The organism is Amaricoccus macauensis (assembly GCF_014201905.1).
Taxonomy (GTDB): domain Bacteria; phylum Pseudomonadota; class Alphaproteobacteria; order Rhodobacterales; family Rhodobacteraceae; genus Amaricoccus; species Amaricoccus macauensis.
Window position 1 is genome coordinate 63,985 of sequence record NZ_JACHFM010000001.1, and the last position, 18,844, is coordinate 82,828.

At 65.6% G+C, this 18,844-nt stretch carries 20 protein-coding genes and 1 pseudogene; 11 read left to right on the forward strand and 10 right to left on the reverse strand.

What is annotated here, in order from left to right; all coding sequences use genetic code 11:
* Positions 1-32 precede the first annotated feature (32 nt).
* The 10 genes and pseudogenes from HNP73_RS00355 to HNP73_RS00395 form a co-directional block, all read right to left on the reverse strand.
* The gene (locus tag HNP73_RS00355; RefSeq protein WP_028720220.1) at positions 33-257 is read right to left on the reverse strand and encodes a DUF7220 family protein; all 225 of its coding nucleotides are present in this window, start codon (positions 255-257) and stop codon (positions 33-35) included.
* Positions 254-736, reverse strand: a complete 483-nt coding sequence (locus HNP73_RS23005; RefSeq protein WP_177208252.1) for a hypothetical protein — start codon at positions 734-736, stop codon at positions 254-256. The genes HNP73_RS00355 and HNP73_RS23005 overlap by 4 nt, the downstream gene beginning before the upstream one ends.
* Positions 737-938: 202 nt before the next feature.
* A pseudogene (locus tag HNP73_RS23010) lies at positions 939-1,448 on the reverse strand (DNA cytosine methyltransferase); the annotation flags it as partial.
* A gap of 1 nt (position 1,449) precedes the next feature.
* Positions 1,450-2,814, reverse strand: a complete 1,365-nt coding sequence (locus HNP73_RS00365) for a site-specific DNA-methyltransferase (protein ID WP_093359550.1) — start codon at positions 2,812-2,814, stop codon at positions 1,450-1,452.
* A gap of 416 nt (positions 2,815-3,230) precedes the next feature.
* Positions 3,231-3,611, reverse strand: a complete 381-nt coding sequence (locus tag HNP73_RS00370; RefSeq protein ID WP_083548827.1) for a DUF6362 family protein — start codon at positions 3,609-3,611, stop codon at positions 3,231-3,233.
* Positions 3,604-3,804 (reverse strand): hypothetical protein, encoded by a 201-nt coding sequence (locus HNP73_RS00375; protein WP_028720215.1) that lies wholly within the window; start codon positions 3,802-3,804, stop codon positions 3,604-3,606. The genes HNP73_RS00370 and HNP73_RS00375 overlap by 8 nt, the downstream gene beginning before the upstream one ends.
* Complete coding sequence (locus HNP73_RS00380) at positions 3,801-4,424, reverse strand: crossover junction endodeoxyribonuclease RuvC (RefSeq protein WP_425486609.1); 624 nt, start codon at positions 4,422-4,424, stop codon at positions 3,801-3,803. The genes HNP73_RS00375 and HNP73_RS00380 overlap by 4 nt, the downstream gene beginning before the upstream one ends.
* A 10-nt stretch (positions 4,425-4,434) precedes the next feature.
* Complete coding sequence (locus HNP73_RS00385) at positions 4,435-6,792, reverse strand: phage/plasmid primase, P4 family (protein ID WP_221288085.1); 2,358 nt, start codon at positions 6,790-6,792, stop codon at positions 4,435-4,437.
* Complete coding sequence (locus HNP73_RS00390) at positions 6,789-7,535, reverse strand: hypothetical protein (RefSeq protein WP_184145987.1); 747 nt, start codon at positions 7,533-7,535, stop codon at positions 6,789-6,791. The genes HNP73_RS00385 and HNP73_RS00390 overlap by 4 nt, the downstream gene beginning before the upstream one ends.
* A complete protein-coding gene (locus tag HNP73_RS00395; RefSeq protein WP_184145989.1) occupies positions 7,535-7,741 on the reverse strand; it encodes a DUF6511 domain-containing protein in 207 nt (68 codons plus the stop codon). The genes HNP73_RS00390 and HNP73_RS00395 overlap by 1 nt, the downstream gene beginning before the upstream one ends.
* A gap of 220 nt (positions 7,742-7,961) precedes the next feature.
* On the opposite strand from HNP73_RS00395, the gene HNP73_RS00400 reads away from it, so the two are divergent.
* From HNP73_RS00400 to HNP73_RS00450, 11 genes are all read left to right on the forward strand, one after another.
* The gene (locus HNP73_RS00400; RefSeq protein ID WP_184145991.1) at positions 7,962-9,155 is read left to right on the forward strand and encodes a hypothetical protein; all 1,194 of its coding nucleotides are present in this window, start codon (positions 7,962-7,964) and stop codon (positions 9,153-9,155) included.
* Positions 9,124-10,209 carry a hypothetical protein gene (locus tag HNP73_RS00405; protein ID WP_184145992.1) on the forward strand — a complete coding sequence of 362 codons (1,086 nt, stop codon included), beginning with the start codon at positions 9,124-9,126 and terminating at the stop codon, positions 10,207-10,209. Before HNP73_RS00400 ends, HNP73_RS00405 begins: the two co-directional genes overlap by 32 nt.
* Before the next feature lie 162 nt (positions 10,210-10,371).
* Complete coding sequence (locus HNP73_RS00410) at positions 10,372-10,983, forward strand: sigma-70 family RNA polymerase sigma factor (RefSeq protein ID WP_184145993.1); 612 nt, start codon at positions 10,372-10,374, stop codon at positions 10,981-10,983.
* A gap of 178 nt (positions 10,984-11,161) precedes the next feature.
* The gene (locus tag HNP73_RS00415; protein ID WP_083548819.1) at positions 11,162-11,455 is read left to right on the forward strand and encodes a hypothetical protein; all 294 of its coding nucleotides are present in this window, start codon (positions 11,162-11,164) and stop codon (positions 11,453-11,455) included.
* Entirely contained in the window at positions 11,452-12,348 is an 897-nt protein-coding gene (locus tag HNP73_RS00420) for an AAA family ATPase (RefSeq protein WP_184145994.1), read from the forward strand. The genes HNP73_RS00415 and HNP73_RS00420 overlap by 4 nt, the downstream gene beginning before the upstream one ends.
* Positions 12,345-12,980, forward strand: coding sequence for a hypothetical protein (locus tag HNP73_RS00425; RefSeq protein WP_184145995.1), 636 nt, complete (start codon positions 12,345-12,347; stop codon positions 12,978-12,980). Before HNP73_RS00420 ends, HNP73_RS00425 begins: the two co-directional genes overlap by 4 nt.
* A gap of 11 nt (positions 12,981-12,991) precedes the next feature.
* The gene (locus HNP73_RS00430; protein WP_184145996.1) at positions 12,992-14,674 is read left to right on the forward strand and encodes a DEAD/DEAH box helicase; all 1,683 of its coding nucleotides are present in this window, start codon (positions 12,992-12,994) and stop codon (positions 14,672-14,674) included.
* A gap of 196 nt (positions 14,675-14,870) precedes the next feature.
* Positions 14,871-15,326 carry a DUF2924 domain-containing protein gene (locus HNP73_RS00435; protein ID WP_184145997.1) on the forward strand — a complete coding sequence of 152 codons (456 nt, stop codon included), beginning with the start codon at positions 14,871-14,873 and terminating at the stop codon, positions 15,324-15,326.
* A complete protein-coding gene (locus HNP73_RS00440) occupies positions 15,323-16,648 on the forward strand; it encodes a recombinase family protein (protein ID WP_184145998.1) in 1,326 nt (441 codons plus the stop codon). Before HNP73_RS00435 ends, HNP73_RS00440 begins: the two co-directional genes overlap by 4 nt.
* A complete protein-coding gene (locus HNP73_RS22805) occupies positions 16,645-17,040 on the forward strand; it encodes a hypothetical protein (RefSeq protein ID WP_343063163.1) in 396 nt (131 codons plus the stop codon). Before HNP73_RS00440 ends, HNP73_RS22805 begins: the two co-directional genes overlap by 4 nt.
* Before the next feature lie 141 nt (positions 17,041-17,181).
* Positions 17,182-18,816: a DUF262 domain-containing protein gene (locus tag HNP73_RS00450; protein WP_184146000.1), complete on the forward strand. Its 1,635-nt coding sequence runs from the start codon at positions 17,182-17,184 to the stop codon at positions 18,814-18,816.
* Positions 18,817-18,844: the final 28 nt, after the last annotated feature.

The window sequence follows — 18,844 nt, forward strand, 5'->3', positions numbered from 1 at the left end:
GATGACCGCCGTCCCTACGGGGCGGCGGTCGATCATTTGGCGCTCCGCATCCGGATCGCCTCGAACACCCGCCGCAAGGCGAAGGAACGGGCGATCGAGACGACGGTGAAAATGGCGCCCATCTTCAGGTTCTGCGCCAGCGTCGTGTGCAGCCCGAAGATCGGGAAGATCAGGATCTGCGTCACGACCGCGACGCCGTAGCCGACGATCACGTTGGCGACGGACTCGACCAGCGACATGAGGCGGGTCTGCTTCATGCCGCTGCCTCATCCATCGGCCAGCAGTTCAGCCGCGAGAGTTCGCAGCGCATGCGCCGCAACCAAGGGGACCACGCCGTTGCCACAGAGGCGAAGCCGGTCCACCCGGTGGGCCAACCCATCAGTGCCTCGACGAACAGCGGGTTCAAGGTCCGGCGCGGCTCGGAGGTATCGCTCCCAGCCATCGGCGTCACCAGGACCTGGCGGCCAAGCAGGCCGTTCACCGGCGTGTTCGCGAGTGTCGTCGCCCCGTCCTTGTGATCCCGCGCCGTCGGCGTCATCCACAATCCCACCGCATGGGTCAGATCGGCCGTCTTGCGGTTGCCCGCGCTCGGCTTGCAGCCGTCGTTCGCCATCGGCGTCGGCCAGTCCCGCGCCATGCGGTCCAGACCCTTCTCGTCTCGTCGTTCGCCGCCCCGGCTGCGGAAACTGTCGGTCTGCGGCGTGGGCCACATCGCAGCCGTGGTCGCCAGGTTCATGCCGTGCTGGCCCGCTTTCTGCGACGGCGTCGGTATTGTCTGCCTGTTCTCGTTGGCGCTGGCCCTTGGCGTCGGCCAGAGCCGCAGCAGTTCCGTCCGGTTCCCGCCACTCGACCGGGTGCCAGAGCAGGCGCGCGGGGTCGGCCAGCTCGTCCCCTTCGCGGATGGCGAGGATGAAGAGCCGCTCGCGCTTGTGGGGCGCGCCGACTTCCGCCGCCGTGAAGAGGCCTGCCGCAAGGCGGTAGCCCATGCCGACCAGTCCTGCGGCGACTTCGGGGAAGCCGAGGCGGAGATGATGGGCGACATTCTCGAGGAAGACGAAGGGCGGTTCGACCTCGCCGATGATGCGGGCGACATGCGGCCAGAGGTGGCGCGGGTCGTCGGCGCCCCGGCGTTTGCCCGCGACGGAGAACGGCTGGCACGGATAGCCCGCAGTGACGATGTCCACCGCGCCGCGCCACGGGCGGCCGTCGAAAGTTGCAACATCGTCCCAGACAACAGCCTGATCCAGGGACGCGTCTTCCATCCGCGCCACGAGAGTGGCTGCGGCGAAGGTTTCCCGTTCGACATGGCCCACAGCACGATATCCGGGGATGGCGATGGTGAGCCCGAGGTCGATACCGCCCGCGCCGGAGCAGAGGGAGAGGCCGAACAGACATGCGTCTCCGGCTCCGGAAGCGTCTCCGGAGGAAGGTAGAGCCAGGTCATGCATGTCACGCGGCGGTCTGGCGCTTTCGCGCGGGTTCGGGTTCGGCGTCCGTGTCCGGCGTATCGGTGACGTCGCCCAGCCGCTCCGCCTTCACCTGCGCGAAGGTCCGGCCGTCGCCGTCGAGGATCGCGTCCTTGTCGGTTTCGGCCTGCCAACGCTCCACGGCGACATCGACATACGCCGCGCTGATCTCCATTGCGAAGACGCGGCGGCCATTGGCCTCGCCCGCCATGATCTGCGACCCGGAGCCGGAGAACGGCTCATAGCAGAGGCCGCCCCGCGCCACATGCTGGCGCATCGGGATCCCGAAGGCGTCGAGCGGCTTCGGCGTCGGATGGTCAGGCCGGTCATCCTTGGCGAAGCTGGGAAGCGCCCATGTCGATGGCAGCGTTTCCTCGGCCACCTTCGGCGGGCGGTTCGGGCGACGCCAGCCCATGAAACAGGGCTCGTGCTTCCAGAGGTAATGCGACCGGGTCAGGACGCCCCGGTCTTTCACCCAGATGATTTGCTGATGCACAAAGGCGCCTGCCTTCTCCCAGCAGGCTTCCAGCATCGCCTGGCGGCGCGAGGCGTGCCAGCAGTACCAGGCAGCATCCTCGGCGATGGCTTCCGCCACGGCTGCAGCGATGAACCCGTCATAGAGTTCCGCGCCCTGCGAACTGTCGTCCCAAGTCGTGCCGTAGGACGCCGACCAGTCCTTGTTGCGGGTCGGATGGTTCGAGCCGTCGTAGTCGACGAGATACGGTGGATCGGTCGCGAAAAGGATCGCGCGCTCACCGTTCATCAGGCGGCGCACATCGGCCGCGCTGGTGCTGTCGCCGCAGAGCAGCCGGTGATCGCCGAGGATCCAGAGATCGCCCGTCCGCGACGCCGGATTGCGTGGGGGTTCGGGGATGGTCACCGGCGGCACGGAGCCCCCGGCGCCCTCTTCCTCGCCGCCACCGTCGAGATCGAAGGCCAGCAGCTTGTCGAGTTCGCCATCGGAAAACCCGACCAGCGACAGGTCGAAGTCTTCGGCCAGCAGGTCGTTCAGTTCCGCCGACAGCAGCGCCTCGTCCCAGGTGCCGAGTTCCGTCAGCTTGTTGTCCGCAATCCGGTACGCCCGGCGCTGCGCTTCGGTCAGGTGCCCGAGCACGATCACCGGCGCCTCGGTCAGCCCGAGCTGCGTCGCGGCCAGCACGCGCCCGTGGCCTGCTATCAGTTCGCCGTCCTCGCCGACGAGGCAGGGCACGGTCCAGCCGAACTCGGCCATGCTGGCGGCGATCTTCGCGACCTGATCCGCGCCATGCGCCTTCGCGTTCTTCGCGTAGGGCTGGAGGCGCGACAGCGGCCACGTCTCGATCGCGTCCGGGGCGAAGCTCAACGTCATGATGGGCACGGTTCCTCGGTCGGGTGGATGCCGGTGGCTTCCGGACTCCGGATGCCGGGCCGGACTCCACACGGGGTCCAGCGGCCACCAGCGGTGTCCGGTCGGAAGGCCAGCGTTCATTGGTGTTTGCGCGGGGCGCGCGTGGCTCCGGCTTCCGGGTGGCTTCCCAAAAATCCGGCCCTGTCGCTGGCGATGTTCCGCGCTTCGCCCGCCAGCATACGAATGTCGCCAGGAAGGAACCGGAAACTGTCGTGGGCTGGACCCCGGTCGGACCCTTGCTGGATGCCGGGGTCCAGAAGGCCGCCGTCAACGCAAAAGGGAGAGCGAGCTTTCCAGCGCACTCTCCCCATCTTGCCTTCGGAATAGCACGATCATGTTGCAGATGTCGAAAGAAAAAGTGTTGCAACACATTGGAGTCACTGCGCATTCAGGCGCGCGGCGATCTTGGTCAGCGCCAGTTGCCAGCGACGCCACGCGGTGGTGCGGTCGCAGCCGAGCTCGCCGCTGATCTGCTTCCACGGCACACGGGCCGCGCGGGACCAGACGAGCTTGCGCTCCGCCTCCTCGATCCAGAGCACCCAGTCGAAGGTCTGCTCGAGCCGGGTGATGGCGGCGGCCGAGGGCCAGACCCGCATCGGCTGCGGCTCCATCGCCGCGATCTCGCGGCTGGTCCGCACGATGTCGGGCCAGGTGTTGAAGTAGCCCTGCGCCTTCACCGGCGGCAGCTGGCGCAGGGTGCGGAACGCCTCCTCGAAATGATCGGCGACGCAGTCGGCGGTCCATTCGCGATCAGCCATGGCGCGCCTCCCTGTCGGACGGGCGCGGGCCGTAGAGCTTCTCGCCGAGCTGGCGGACCAGTTCACGCTCGGGCCAGGTGAGACGGTCGTCATCGGCGGAGACCGCGAGGACGCCCTGTTCCTGCCAGCCCTCGCGCTTGACCTGTTCGGGATCCCGGCGCCGGCCGCCGTAGCCGTGGGGGTGCCACCTCATGCGACACCTCCCTTCGTCTCGATCGCCCAGAGCAGCAGGGCGATGGCGTCGGCCTCATTGTCGTCGGCCGGGCTGAAACCGCGGGCGCGGACGGCGGCGATCATCGCGGCCTTGTCGGCGTTGCCCTTGCCAGCGGCATGGCGCTTGATCGTGCCGACCGGGACGCCCTCGTAGGGCACACCCCGCAGCTCGGCCCATGCGGTCAGCGTGGCCATGAGCCCGCCGTAGATGTGGCTCGCGTCGGTGCCGGCGTGACGGCGGACTTCCTCGAACCAGATCGCGGCGACCGGACCGGACAGCTGGTCGATCTCGGTCAGCCAGTTGGTGAAGCGCAGGTAGCGCATGCCGCCGCCGTCGAAGCGGCCCGGGCGCAGCGAGACGGTCCCACTGGTGATCAGACCATCGTGGCCGCGGATCGCCCAGCCGGTCGAGGTGCCGAGGTCGAGCGCGAGGATGCAGGGAAGCAGTCCGCCACCGTCCTCCATCCGAACCGGAGGGTTGGTGACGGGTGTGACGGATGTGACGGATGGTTCCCTATCCGCTCCACAGGCGCGCACATGCGCGCGCGTAACGGTCTTATAGGTATGATCCGTCACATCCGTCACACTCTCTGAATTCATTGGCATTTTCCTATTCTCCCGAGAAAAGGTCAGAGTTGCTGTCATCGAGGGCGATGCCCCGGAATCCCTTCGCGGCGCGGGTGTTGTGACGCTCGAATCCCCGGACGATCAGGGCTTCCGAGAAGCGCTTGACCGAGCCTGCGAACTCGCCGTTCGCATCGGCCCACGCCTTCCAGTCGGCGAACATCGCGGAGGTGCTGGCGCTGAGGTGCAACCCGACAGAGCAGCGCTCGTCGATCCAGCGACCGATGGCGTCCTCGGCCTCGAAGTAATCCTCAGTCGCAGCCATCACGGCGGGCGGAGGGCGCAGCCCTGTCCGCTGCCATTCGATGCAGCCCTCGAGCGCCCATGCGAGGATCCCGTCGCGTTCGGCGAGCAGCCTATCGGCCAGGTGCTTGTCGCGCCGTGCGGGCGGGATGGTGACCGTGAACGGCACCATGTGCAGGCGCCGCTTCATCGCCTCGTCGACGTTGCGGATTGAAGGCTTGTGGTTGCCGACGATCAGCAGCTTGAACTGCGGGATGAACTCGAAGAAATCCTGCCGCATGAAGCGGGCCGTGATCTTGTCGCCCCCGGTCAGCGCCTTGAGTTTGCTCTCGGCCCAGCGGCTGCCCTGTTCCGTTTCGATGGACGTGACGATGCGCGCCCCGCGCAGGCCCGCCATGTCGGTCGGGTGGCGATCACCCTGCGTGGCCATGAACATGTCCATTGGCGCGACGGTGGCGTAGTCGCCAAGGATGGCGGTCAGGGTGTTGGCGAAAACGGATTTCCCATTGGCGCCGGTGCCGTAGAGAAAGAAAAGGGCATGCTCGGTGGTGACGCCGGTCAGGCAGTAGCCCGCCATGCGCTGCAGGTAGGACTGCAGTTCGCCATCCCCGCCCGTGACGGTTTCGAGAAACCCGAGCCAGACCGGACAGGCGTCTGCGACCGATGCCCCGGCAATGCGGGTCATGAAGAGGCCGGGGTCGTGGAGCAGCGAGGCGCCGCTGCGCAAATCGACCACACCGCCGGGCGTGTTCAACAGCCAGGGATCGCGATCCCACGGCTCCGTCGTGGTTGCGTGGCGGCGGTCGGAACGGGCAAGCCGCTCCACGGCGGAGACGGTCGCGGCGCTGGAAAGCTTCGCCTTGAGCCGCGCAGACCCGGCACGGGCCGCCGCCTCGCGGCAGATCATCCGGGCCAGATCGAAGGCCTGCAGCGTCTCCTCTCGCCGCCAGAGCTTGCCCGACCAGGTCAGCCATTGCCCCCAGCCGGCGACGTAGCGCCATGTCTCGGCGTGTCGGGCTGCGAAGGCTGCGGCGAGCGCATCCTCGGTGAAGCGCACCGGCACCGGCCCATCATGCCCCCCGCCAGCTGGGCCGCCGCCATCGGGACCGTCATCCTCGTCATCGATCTCGCCGTTGCGTGCGGCGTCGCGTTTCCAGAGGCGTTCGGCTTCCTCGCGCAGCCGATCCTCCGGCCAGGGAGGGGCAACGCGGGCCATGTTGTAGGAGACGATTTCCTCCCACGCCTGTTCGCGCGGCACGTGGCCTTCGCGGGCACGGCGGATCCAGTAACCGATTACGCGCGACAGTGCGTCGAACCGCGTGGTGCCATCCACGCCGCCTTCGCGAACCTGGCGGCCGAACAGCTCAGTCACGCTGCCGCGCTCGGTCGCGGCCATGTTGAAGTCGAGCCCGTTCTCGCCGTCGAGCGGCGGCATCGCGATGATCGCCTCGAGCAGCTCGCCAAGGTCGTGATCGCGAGGATCGTGGTTCAGGATCTGCACCAGCCGCCGAAGACCCTGTTTGGCGTGGATCGATCCCGCCACGCGGATCGGCTGGTGCGCTGACCGGAACGAAGGGTCGCCGCCGACCTTCGCGGCGATCATGTGCCGGGCGCGGCAGACCGTGGCGATGTCTTCGCCTTCGGCGGGCTCGGTCAGACGCCAGTAGAGGTGCAGCTTGCGCTGGCCCTCGGCGGTGACACCACCGGATGCGACCTCGAGTGTCGGGCAACCGAGGTGCTGCACAAGGTGGTCGCGCTTCGCGCCGATGTCGCCATGGTCGAGATCGACCAGCACCACCTGCGTCTGGACGATGCTCTCCGCCCGCGCGTCGCCGGGAGCCGCAACCGTACCGGGCGCCACGAACAAGGCCATGCCGGCGTCGCTCGCCCATGTCGCCTGAAGCGCGAGTTTCGCGGCGAGCGTGGCGTCCGCTTCGATGAAGGGCACATGCGGCGGGCCATCGCCCGCGCCTTTCTCTGCGAGCGCACGGACCGGCACCCAGCCGTCGCAGTAGCCGAACACCACGTCGGCATAGATCGCGATCATTTCAGCGTCGGGCGCGACGTCGTCGGGCGCGATGGTGTCGGACGGGACCGTCATGCCCAGCAGCGTTCCCGCCACGCACAGAAGCGGCATTCGAAGTGGTCGGGGTCGGCCGTGTGGCGGGGAAGAAGTTCACCCGCATCACAGGCGCGCAGAATCGTCACCGCCTTGTCGCTGGCGGACTGGGCGAGTGCGGCATCGAACGGCACGAGTTCGTGCCAGATCTCGCACGTGTCCTTGTTGATCGCCGTGAAGAGCGCGGGCGCCTCGGTCAGGCCGAGATAGGCCTGGTAGAGCGCGATCTGCGCGGCGTAGACTGGCTTGGCCTTTCTGACGCCGTGCTTCGCGATTTCCCGCCAGTTCTTGGCGTTCGCCGATTTGCACTCCCAGAGCGCAGGAACCGCCATGCCGTTCGGCGCGGCGACGACCACCCCGTCGGCATGGCCTTGCACACGTCCGCCCACGACCGAGAAGCCGAACTGATCGCCATGGCGATTGCGCGTGCGAAGGTCGAACCCGGCCCTGCGCAGCCAGACGATAGCCAGGTCTTCGAGAACGTGCCCGAGCGCGAAGATCCGCAGGGACTTGCCCGAGAACCCGGCGCCCGGGTCCTTCGGCGTCTTCAGGTATTCGTACTGCAGCCTGCGCTGGCAGATGTCACCCAGCCGACTGCCTCCGAGATAGTCGCGTTGGGGACGTTCGGCCTGTTCCGCCACGAGGGCGGTGTCGATGCAGGCATTGACGGTGTCCGCGAAACTGGGCGGCTTCTCCCGATGGTTGAAGTCGAAACCGGCGTCCATCAGAACGGCACCTCCGGATCAGGCCGGGGCGCGCTGGTCTGCATCGCCTCTTGGAAACCGTCGACGGCGGCGGTCGCGAGCGCGAGCGCCTGTTCTTCGCTGAGATCGGCGAACCGCGTGGTCCATCCGATCTCGGCCATCAGTTCGGCCATGTTGCGGAGGGCGGCGCGCAGGGCTGCCTGTTCGCGTTTGTCTGGATCGATCATGCGCCGACCCCGCTAGTGGGCGCTGGCGTGAGGGAATGCGGGATGGCGCGGCGCGCCGGGTAGATGCTGTTCATGGGAGAGCTCCAGATGCTCTCCTCACCTACCGGCGGGGGTGGCGGACTGTCGGATGGCGCTCAGGGAACCTTTCGCGAACAGATACTTGTGCCAGAACCGGTCCGTCAGTAGCCTAAACTTCCACCGATTCATCCAGGAGTCGCGAATGGCGTCATTTAATCCAAAAGTATTTATCCGTCCGGACGGCTTGAAGCGGATAGCAAATGTCCACTTAATCGAACTTCTCGAGCCATGGCGCGATTACTTCGCAAAGCGCGGGTTTGTTTTTCCAACTGACCCGACGGATGAGTTTCCACACAACGATCTGGCGAAGACTCTCCTCTCGTACGATCCCGAAATGCCGATGGAGCTCATGAACGGGCTCTATTACATCGACGAGGCTGCCTCGGATGAAACGCTCGAATGGTTGCTTGAGCGTGCGATGGAGGAAGGTATCGCGATTTCGCCCGCCGCAAATCCGACAACCGCCGATGTTGCAGTCCAGATCCACCTCGCTCGCCCCGGCGTTCTCGAGGCAAGAACAGTTCGAGCGATCGCATTCAACAAATCGGCCTTCCAATACTATCCGGGCCGACACGGCGACGGGCGCGAGCTTCCTGAGGTCGCAGAGACACATCTGGCGCGCATGACTGAGATCATGAACCCTTGGTTCCACGAGCGCAGAAAAGGCCGTGGTGTGCGCGCCTTCTGTTTTCGGCGGGAGCAGAAGTTCTGGTTGGTCATCCGCCATGGAAAGGCGGCGGTTCGCGAGGGCAAGCACGAGGAAGACGGCGAATCCGGTGCCGCGTTCTACCGGCCGCAAAAGCACGACGTAATCATATACGACGCAGTGCTGGATCTCCTCGGCATCAACGCAGAGACCAAGGGCGAACGGGATCTGTATCGTAATACGTTGGGTGGGCTGGTCTTCAACCGGTCGAACTATTTCGGTGAAGGCGAAGTTTTCACCCTCGCGCCGATCAGAACAGTCGGGCCCGATATCCTGAAGTGCGGCGATGTCGACGGCGTGACGCGCGTCCGTCTGCTGGAAGTGGTGCGCGTGATCCCGGGTGATCCTCCTCAGATCGATATTCGGCGCTCGTCGCACCTCTACCAGTCTCTCGGGACACACTGGCAGCAAGCGCTCTCGCGCGGAAAGATCACCTCCGCCAAGTTCGGCTTCCTGTTCGAGGATTCGAGTCGCGAGCGTGGTGTCCACATCCGCCTCGACTCGGCCCGCTACGACCGGGATTCGGATGCCGAACGAGTTGAGGCCTGGCTCCGCGAGCGTGGGTTCTTCGACATCAGCAGGGAGATGGATGTGATCGATGAGGACGAGCCGGTTCTGGCAGGCGCTTGAGGCGCTTGGCGGCTCGGCTCCGCAACGTGATTGGGTACGAGAACTCGGTGAGGACTGGGCCATCGCTGGGGCGCTGCTGCACAGAACCGGCGATTTCGCCGAAGAGCTCGTGTGCCCGCGCTCGAGCGAAAACGGTTGCTTCCGCCACCTCGTTCTGCTGCCCGACGGCAAGTTCCGGGCAGATTGCGGCGATGTTCCGCGCCGCTGCGACACCCTCCGTCTCGAGAGGGACGACGTTCGGATCCTCGCGCTTCACCGTGGCAAGCTTGCCTCCGCCCTGATCCGCGCGTTCGGCCTGCAAGACACGACACCGGTTGTGGCTCCCACGCCTATGCTTGCCCTCGGACGTTACGACATGCGGTCGGGGGTCGGATTCGCCGTCTTCCTTGGCCTAACCGAGCAAGGAGCCCCATTTATCTTCGCCGATCTCGCACCGGTCTTTCGCACACCTGGCCCGAAAGCGGTGTTGGTCCCGCATGCCTCGGCCATCGACTGTGATCTGTCATCGAGGCTGGCCGAAGCGGAGGCGCGTGTCTTCCTTCTCGACGATGTCGTCGTTTGGGACCAGAAGACTACGCTCGCGGCTCGGTTCGATCCTAGGACGATCTTCCGAGACCTGATCGCGAAGCTTCCGGGCTCCGGCGATGACGCACCAGCACCACCGGCAATCGCGCTGCCACCTGGCACGACCTGGTCGTCGATCCGGATCGCATTCGAGAATGACGAGCTGTTCAATTTTAGCGGGCCGGGCGTTCAACGCGCCGTAGCGCCTGCTGATGTCGGCATGGCGGACAAGCGTACAGGCAAGGCACGACTCCCGTGGGAGTGGCTGCGCAGTTTCGCGCTTCACGGCGGCCGAATACCCGTGGGCAAGAGTAGCGCCCAGAAGCACAAGCAGTTCGTTAGCGAGCAACTCTCAGCCTTCACCGGGATTGTCGAGGACCCCATCGGGGACGATTCCGGCCAATACGTCGCGAGGTTTACCATCGACGGCAGCGGACTGAGGCAGGGCGTCGCAGGTCTGTCCCGGCGAAATCTCGCTGACGACGACTGACCCTTTTCGAACTTTTTTCCTGCCACGCAACCCCATGAAACCATTCGGTTTCGTGGGTTTTTTCTGCGTCGTTCGCTCTGATTTCGAGCCCGTTCCGCGAATTTTCGCCGGTCCCGGTCACTCGGGCCGCGTGCCCGTCCACCTGGACGAAGGCGAAACTTCATGGAGCGTTTCCACCCAATTTGCGACGCGCGCTCGCGCGTCTCCCGCAACATCATCATCCGGGCCGAACGGCTGGCGCGGTCGGGCTCGGTTCCCGGCATGGACGCCGAGGACATCAAACAGGACCTGCGTCTGCACCTCTATCGCCGCGACGACAGGTTCGACCCCTCCCGCGGTCAGTACGACACGTTTGCAGACCGCGTTCTGGCGAACCGCATCGCCACGCTGGCCGCGCCGACCGAACGCCTGCGGGCCGAGCGGGCGTGGGTCGACTTCGACACTCCGTCCCAGGGTCGCGGCAACGACGAGATGTTGCCGCTCGCTGAAACCCTCCCTGACAGCGAGATGCCGCACGCCGCCGTCGCGCGTGCACCGGACGAGGCGTTCGGGCTGGTCCGCGATGTCCGGCGCCTTCTCGCAGGGCTGACACCGACCTGCAGGGATGTCGCGCTGGCGCTGATCGACATGTCGCCGACGGAGGCAGCCGAGGCCCTCGGGATCCATCGCAGCACAGTCTACGCCCGGCTCGGCACGATCCGGAAGGCGGCCGAGGCGCTTGATCTCGCCGCATATCTCGGCGCCGCCCCGACAGTCTCGGAGGCCCGCCGGTAGGTGACAACAGGACCGGCGATGACCCGGTTCCACCAAGTTTCATGCCGGGCCCTCGGAGGAATGCAACACCCCCACGCGGGGAAACACTCCGACCGCAAGCTCCAGGGCGGCGTCAGGCCCGGCAGCAGTCTTCCCGACGATCCCTGGACACCAACCGACGAAACCACGGAGCATCACCATGTTCACGACTTCCCCCCTGAAACGCCTGCGCCAGTCGAGCTGGATGGAGGCGATCCCCGACACGATCAACGTTCCGGCCCTGTCTGAGAGGCCGAACCGCGCGGTGCCGATCGAGCGCGCCACTGTGGACGACATCGAGTTCGCGCTTGTCGCCCTGGCGCGGCAGCAGTCCGAGCTCTACCGGCTCACGAGTGCGCTTGGCGACGTGTTGAAGATGGCGCGCCGCCAGGGCGCCTGTGGCGCGGACATCGCCATTTCGGCCGCTGTGCGGGATCTGGAGGGCGGCAAGTGAGCGCCCCCTTCGGCGGCGGGCCGCTCCGCATAATCAAGGCCGACGAACGCCTGCGCGAGGCGCGCGGCATCAAGGGGGTGCTCACGGGCACCTCTGGCATCGGCAAGACCACGCAGCTGCTGACCCTCGATCCGCAGCGAACGCTTTTCCTGAACCTCGAGGCGGGCGAGTTGGCCGTTCAGGGCTGGCCCGGCGACGAGATCCGCATCCGCGACTGGGAGGTCGCCCGCGATCTCGCCGCCTGGATCGGCGGCGCCAACCCGGCCATGCGGGACGACCAGTCCTATGGGCCCGGGCACTTCGCGCGGGTCTGCGCGGCCTTCGGTCCCGCCGGCCAGCTCGACAAGTACGACACGGTCTTCGTCGACAGCATCTCCGTCGCCTCCCGCATCTGCCTTCAGTGGTGCAAGGGCCAATCCCAGGCCCAGTCCGACCGCACCGGCAAGCCGGATCTCCGCGCGACCTACGGGTTGCTCGGCCAGGAGATGATCGGCTGGCTCACGCATCTGCAGCACACGCCCGCCAAGAACATCTGGCTGGTCGGTCTTCTCGACCGCAAGCTCGACGACTTCGGCAAGCCCTTCTTCTCGATGCAGATCGAGGGATCGAAGACCGGCCTCGAATTGCCCGGCATCGTCGACGAAGTCGTGACCCTGACCGAACTGCGCCCCGAGAAGGGTGACCCGTTCAGGGCGTTCATCTGCACCACCATCAACGATTTCGGCCTGCCTGCGAAGGACCGCAGCGGCCGGTTGTCGATGATCGAGCCCGCCCATCTCGGGCGGCTCATGGCGAAGATCCGTGGTCCGCGCCCCGATGGCGCTGCCCGCCTGAACTTCGATCTGCCCGCGGCCGCCACCGCACCCAATCCCCCGACGACGAAAGGAGCATGACAATGGCGAGCGACATGGATTTCAACGGCGCGGACACGCAGGACGCCGCTTTCGACCTCATCCCGGCCAACACGCTGGTCAAGGTCTGCCTCACCGTCCGCCCCGGCGGCGCGGGCCCGGAAGGCTGGCTCACCCAGAGCAAGACGAGCCCGGCCCTCTACCTCAACACCGAGGCAGTCGTGATGGAGGGGCCGTTCGCGCGGCGCCGCATCTACACGCGCATCGGATTTCGCGGAAAAGCTGCGGGCGGTCCCGGCGACGACACCTATGGCAACCGCGGGCGCGCCATGATCCGCGGCATCCTCGAATCCGCCCGCGGCGTGCGTGCCGATGACCAGTCGAACGCCGCCCGCGCCGCGCGGATGATCCGCAGCCTCGGCGAGTTGAGCGGGCTGGAGTTCGTGGCGCGCATCGGCATCGAGCGCGACAAGGACAAGCCCGACGACACCGGGCGCAACGTCATCAAGGCCGCGCTCGGCGCCGACCATGCCGAATACGCTCGGGTGATGGGCAGCGTAGCCCAGCCACCGCAGCAGGGTCAGTTCACCGCCTCGGGCCCGCAGCTTGCAGACAACGGCATGGGTCAGTCGGGCGCGCCGTCCTCCGGCTCCGCGCCCTTCTGGGCACGCTGAGGGGGACGACCATGATTCCGCGCGACTATCAAAGGGCGGCGGTCGATGCCGCCCGCGACCGCACCGCCGCACATGGCAACACCATGCTGGTGCTGCCCACCGGGGCGGGAAAGACGGCCATCGCCGGTTTCTACATCGGCGAGGAACTGGAGCAACGCAAACACGACCGCGTTCTGGTGCTGCAGCACACCGACGAGTTGATCGATCAGAACCGCAGCGCCATCGGCACTGTCACCGGAATGCCGACCTCGGTGGTCAAGGCCGAGCAGGACGACTGGGACGGCCGCATCGTCTTCGGAAGCGTCCAGACCCTGGCGCGCGCCAACCGGCGCGAGCGGATGGCGCCGGTCTCGCATCTCGTCATCGACGAATGCCACCGCTCCGCGGCGCAAAGCTATCAGTCCATCATCGACGAGGCCCGGGCGCTCAATCCGGAGATCAAGCTGCTCGGGCTCTCGGCCACGCCGGGTCGCGGCGATGGCCGCAGCCTGCGCCGCACCTTCAGCAATGTCGGCTATCACCTCAAGATCGGCACGCTGATCAGTCGCGGTCTCCTGGTGCCACCGCGCACCTATACCATCGATCTCGGCGTCGAGGACGAACTGGCGGGGCTCGGCGCCACCGCCGGCGATTTCGACATGCGCGCGGCAGACAAGGTGCTGAACCGCTCGGTGCTGAACGAGGCCGTCGTCGAACACTGGCAGGCGAAGGCAGCGGACCGGCGCACCATCTTCTTCTGTGCGACGGTCGACCATGCCGATGCAGTTGCCGAGGCATTCCGCACGGCCGGCGTCACGGCCGAGACGATCTCGGGCGAGATGCCATCGCGGACGCGCGTCGACCTCATCGCCCGGTTCGACCGGGGCGAGGTGCAGGTGCTGACGAACTGCATGGTCCTGACCGAGGGTTTCGACAGCCAGCCCGTCGGCTGCATCGGCATCCTGCGCCCCATGCTGCACAAGGGTACCTTCATCCAGGCAGTCGGTCGCGGTCTGCGGCGGGTTGATCCCGCGCGTTTCCCAGGCATCGTGAAAACCGACTGCGTCGTGCTCGACTTCGCGGGCGCGGCGCTCCGGCACGGGTCGCTCGAACAGGAGATCACCCTCGACGAGGACGATCCTGAGCCAGGCCAAGCACCATGGAAACTGTGCCCGACCTGTGGAGCCGAATTGCCGCTTGGAGCATCGGTCTGTGATTTCTGCGGTCACGTCTTCACGCGGGAACGAGCAGAGGCTCGACTGCTGACCGCCTTCGACATGATGGAGATCGACCTGCTGGAGCGGTCCCCGTTCGCCTGGTGCGATCTGCATGGCGACGGCCAGGCGATGATGGCGAGCGGGTTCAATGGCTGGGCCGGGGTGTTCCATGACGGCGCGCTCTGGCACGCGCTCGGACAGCCGAAAGGCAGGGCGATCCGGCCGCTCGCCATCGGCACCCGGGTGCAGGCGCTCGCCGCCGCAGACGATTTCCTGCGCGCCACCGAGACGGGGACCGCCTCGATCAAGAGCCGTCGCTGGCTGAACGACCCGGCGACGATGAAACAGATGGACCTGCTGCAGCGCGCGGGGCACGAGGCCAACGGGCTGGATTTCAGCCTGTCGAAATACGCCGCCAACTGCCACCTGAACTTCCGCTGGAACCGTGGCGCGATCACCGCCGCCGTTCTTGGCCGTGCGGAGCGGTCGGCCGCATGAAACGCCCCAATCCGCTCCCGCCCGACCAGATGACGCCCGCAGAGCGCCGCGCCGAGCTGTGCGGCCTGCTGGCGCTCGGGCTGGTCCGGTTGCGGATGCAGGATGGGGGCGAAGTATCTGACGATAGTGGAGAACGTTGCCTACACTATCCGCCCGACCAGTGCCGTCATGCAACTCCAACGCACCGGAGAAATGCATGAACAAGCCCGATCCCATCCCCGCGCGCCTAGTCGCGCTGAAGACCACGCCAACGCCTGACCTGAAGAAGCAGTGGCGCGATCTGTTCGACAGCGAGCCGCCGCCGTTCAACCGCCGCTATCTCGAGTCCCGACTGGCATACCGCATCCAGGAACTCGCCTACGGCGGGCTGAAGCCCGAAACGATCCGGCGCCTGGAGCGGCTGGGCGAGGAACTGGATGGCGGGGACAAGAGGAAGCGCGGCATCCGCGCCGACCGTGACCGCCCCATCACGGGCACGCGGCTGCTGCGCGAATGGCAGGGTGTCGAGCAGGTTGTCACCGTCACCACCGACGGCTTCGAGTGGCAAGGTCGGCCGTACAAGTCGCTGTCCGCCATCGCCCGCGCCATCACCGGCACGCGCTGGAACGGGTGGACCTTCTTCGGGCTGAAGAACCACAGGGGGCGGACATGACGAAGCCGCCCGAGAAATCGAAGGTCGTCCGCAAGCTGCGCTGTGCGGTCTACACCCGAAAATCCTCCGAGGAAGGGCTGGAACAGGAGTTCAACAGCCTCCACGCCCAGCGTGAGGCATGCGAGTCCTACATTGCCAGCCAGCGCTCCGAGGGCTGGGTGCTCGTCCGCGATCAGTATGACGACGGCGGCATCTCGGGCGGCACGCTCGAACGCCCCGGCCTGAGACGGCTGCTTGAGGATATCGAGGACGGGCTGGTCGACGTGGTGGTGGTCTACAAGATCGACCGCCTCAGCCGCTCGCTGGCCGATTTCGCCAAGCTGGTCGAAGTGTTCGACCGGAACGGGGTGACCTTCGTCTCGGTGACGCAGTCGTTCAACACGACGACCTCCATGGGGCGGCTGACGCTAAACATCCTGCTGTCCTTCGCCCAGTTCGAGCGCGAAGTGACCGCCGAGCGCATCCGCGACAAGGTCGCCGCCAGCCGCAAGAAGGGCATGTGGATGGGCGGGGTGCCGCCCTACGGCTACCGCGTCGAGAACCGCAAGCTGGTGGTGGACGAGGAAGCCGCAGCGCATGTGCGCTGGATCTTCGCCCGCTTCCTCGAGATCGGCTCCTGCACGGAACTGGCGCGGGAGGTCGGCATGCGGGGACTTCGGACGCCCCGCGGCAACCGGATCGACAAGAAATACATCTATCGGATGCTCAGCAACCGCGCCTACATCGGCGAGGCGGTCCACAAGGGCGACAGCTATCCCGGCGAACACGACGCCATCATCGACGGCGACACGTGGGGCAAGGTCCACGCCATCCTGCAGGAAAGCCCGCGCAAGCGCGCCGCGCGCACCCGCGCCGACACGCCCGCGCTGCTGAAGGGGCTGCTGTTCGGGCCGGACGGCGCGGCCTTCTCGCCGACGCACACCCGGAAGGGCGACAGGCTCTACCGCTACTACGTCAGCCAGACAGTGCTGAAGCATGGTGCCGGGTCATGCCCCGTGGCCCGCGTGCCAGCAGGGGAGATTGAGGCCGCAGTCATCGACCAACTCCGTGCCGTGTTCCGGCAGCCAGAGATTGTTGCGGGGACTTGGAAGGCGGCGCGTGCCCGCGCCGACGACATCTCCGAGGCCGACGCCCGCGCGGCGTTGCAGCAGCTCGACCCGCTGTGGGACGAACTCTTCCCCGCCGAGCAGGCGCGCATTGTCACGCTTTTGGTCGAGCGCGTCGATATCGGCGCGAACGGGCTCAACTTCCGGCTCCGGATGGACGGCCTCGGAGGGCTCGCGCGCGAGATGCTGTCTGGCAGCATCGGAGCAGCGGCGTGACCCGCGCGACGCCGATCCCCGAGACGGTGACGCTCCACGTGCCGTTCCGCGTCGTTAAGCGCGGCGGGCGCAAGGAAATGCAACTTCCCGATGGCGTCCGGCCAGACCGCAAGGCGGACAACACGCTGGTCAAGGCGCTGGCCCGCGCCTTCCGCTGGAAGCAGATGCTCGAGTCGGGTGAGTTCGCTACCATCGCCGAACTGGCCGAGCGGGAGGGGATCGCCGCTCCATACCTGACGAGAACCATGCGCCTCACTCAACTGGCGCCTGATTTAGTGGAGAGTATCCTTGACGGCAGTCAGCCGTCCGGTCTCAAGCTGGAGGCGCTGCGCAGCACCCTGCCAATGGCGTGGTCCGAGCAGCGAACTGTCCTGAGCGCTCCCCTAGATTGAAGATGCCATCGGCGAGCAGCTGGCTTCATGCTTGCGTCGCCCTAGGGCGACAGCTTAGTCTAGCGCCGTAAACGGCGGTAATGTCAGCTCAAAATCGGGGCGCCCGGCAATCCCGTCGCCGTCCGATAGTTGAGAGCGACAATGGAAGCGGCCGAGCGCACGATAAGTCAGATTCTGACGGAACAGATTAGATACGAAATACCCACGTATCAGCGCCCATATTCTTGGGAGAAGGGTAACGTTGAGCAATTACTCGATGATGTTTGGGAGGCGTTTGCGGCTAACGATGAGGAATATTTCATCGGCTCGCTGATCACGATCGAGCGTGAGAAGGGTCGTCTTTATGATGTCGTGGACGGTCAACAGCGTCTGACAACGCTCAACTTGATCTTTTCACGCCTGCGCGATGGCGTCGATGAACCGGCGAAATCCGAACTCGGTCGGCGCGTCTTGCCACGCAATGCCCTGACCGGTGAAGAGGAGTCGCCACGCCTGACCCTGCGCCAGCGAGATCAGAACTTCTTCCGCCGACATGTTCTGGCAGGGGAAACGGTGCCCGAGGCGGTCCGAAAAGAAGTCGCTAAGGAGCAGGACGCCCCAAAGCAGCGCATCATCGAGAACCTCGAGGCCATCGACAGCTTCATTGCTCAGCATGACCAGAAGACGCTGAAGCTGTTCGCGAACTACCTGCTCAGCAGGGTCTATGTGGTGTTTGTCACCACTGCTTCCTGGCAGTCGGCTTACCGGTTGTTCAACGTTCTGAATGCCCGAGGCATGGCGCTGTCAAATGCGGACTTGATAAAAAACATGCTGTTCGCGCGGCTCGGCGGCAATGCAACCCGAAGCAGTGACCTGGACGAGGCATGGCTCGAACTGGAGGAGCAGATCGGTATCGAGCGGCTTGACCAGTTCATGGCGCATCATCGCAGTTCGATTGTCGCGACAAAAGCACGGAAGGCACTGCACGAGGAGTTTGAACCCCTTATCGAGACTGCAGCGTCGCCGTTCACTTTCCTCGACGAAGTGAATACCTCCGCTCGCAATTATCTGCGCGTTCTCAGGAACGAGTTCGAGGCACCTGCAGCTCGTCGCGCGGTCAGATCGCTCAAGCGGGTAGCGTTCGAAGAGTGGATCCCGCCGCTGCTTGCCTTCTTGAACAGGCCGGTAGCTGACATGCCAGAGGGGGAGTTCATCGATCTACTCGAACGGATCACCTATCAGAACTGGATCCGGCGGCTCGCGTTCACTGCTCGTTTAACAGCGTACTTTCAGCTCATCACCGCGATCCGTGCCGGGAAAAACGCGGACGACATCCACGCGATCTTCCGCGCCAATGCCAACGACGATGAGTTCCGTTCTCTGCTTGACGGCGAGGTTTATGGGCGGCCCTTCGCGCAGGCCGTCCTGCTGCGGCTTGAAGAGGCCGATCAGGACGAGTCGGTCACCAAGGACTTCGGCGGAAAGATTACTATCGAGCATGTTCTGCCTCAGGCGCTCAAGGACGCCTACTGGCGTGAGCGTTTCAGTGATGACGAACACCGCCTCTGGCTGCACCGCCTTGGCAATCTTGCACTGCTTGCTGGCATCAAGAATTACAAGGCGCAGTACTTCCCATTCGACCGCAAGAAGAAGATTTACGCAGAGCGGAACAACCGGGTTTCCTTCGACACCACAAAGCCGATCCTGTCGGCTGATCATTGGACGAAGGACCTGCTGATCGCACGTCAGGCTGATCTGGTCGATAGAGCGCAGCGGATATGGTCAGTCAATGCATAGTGGTCTATCGCTTCGAGGCACTCTCGGC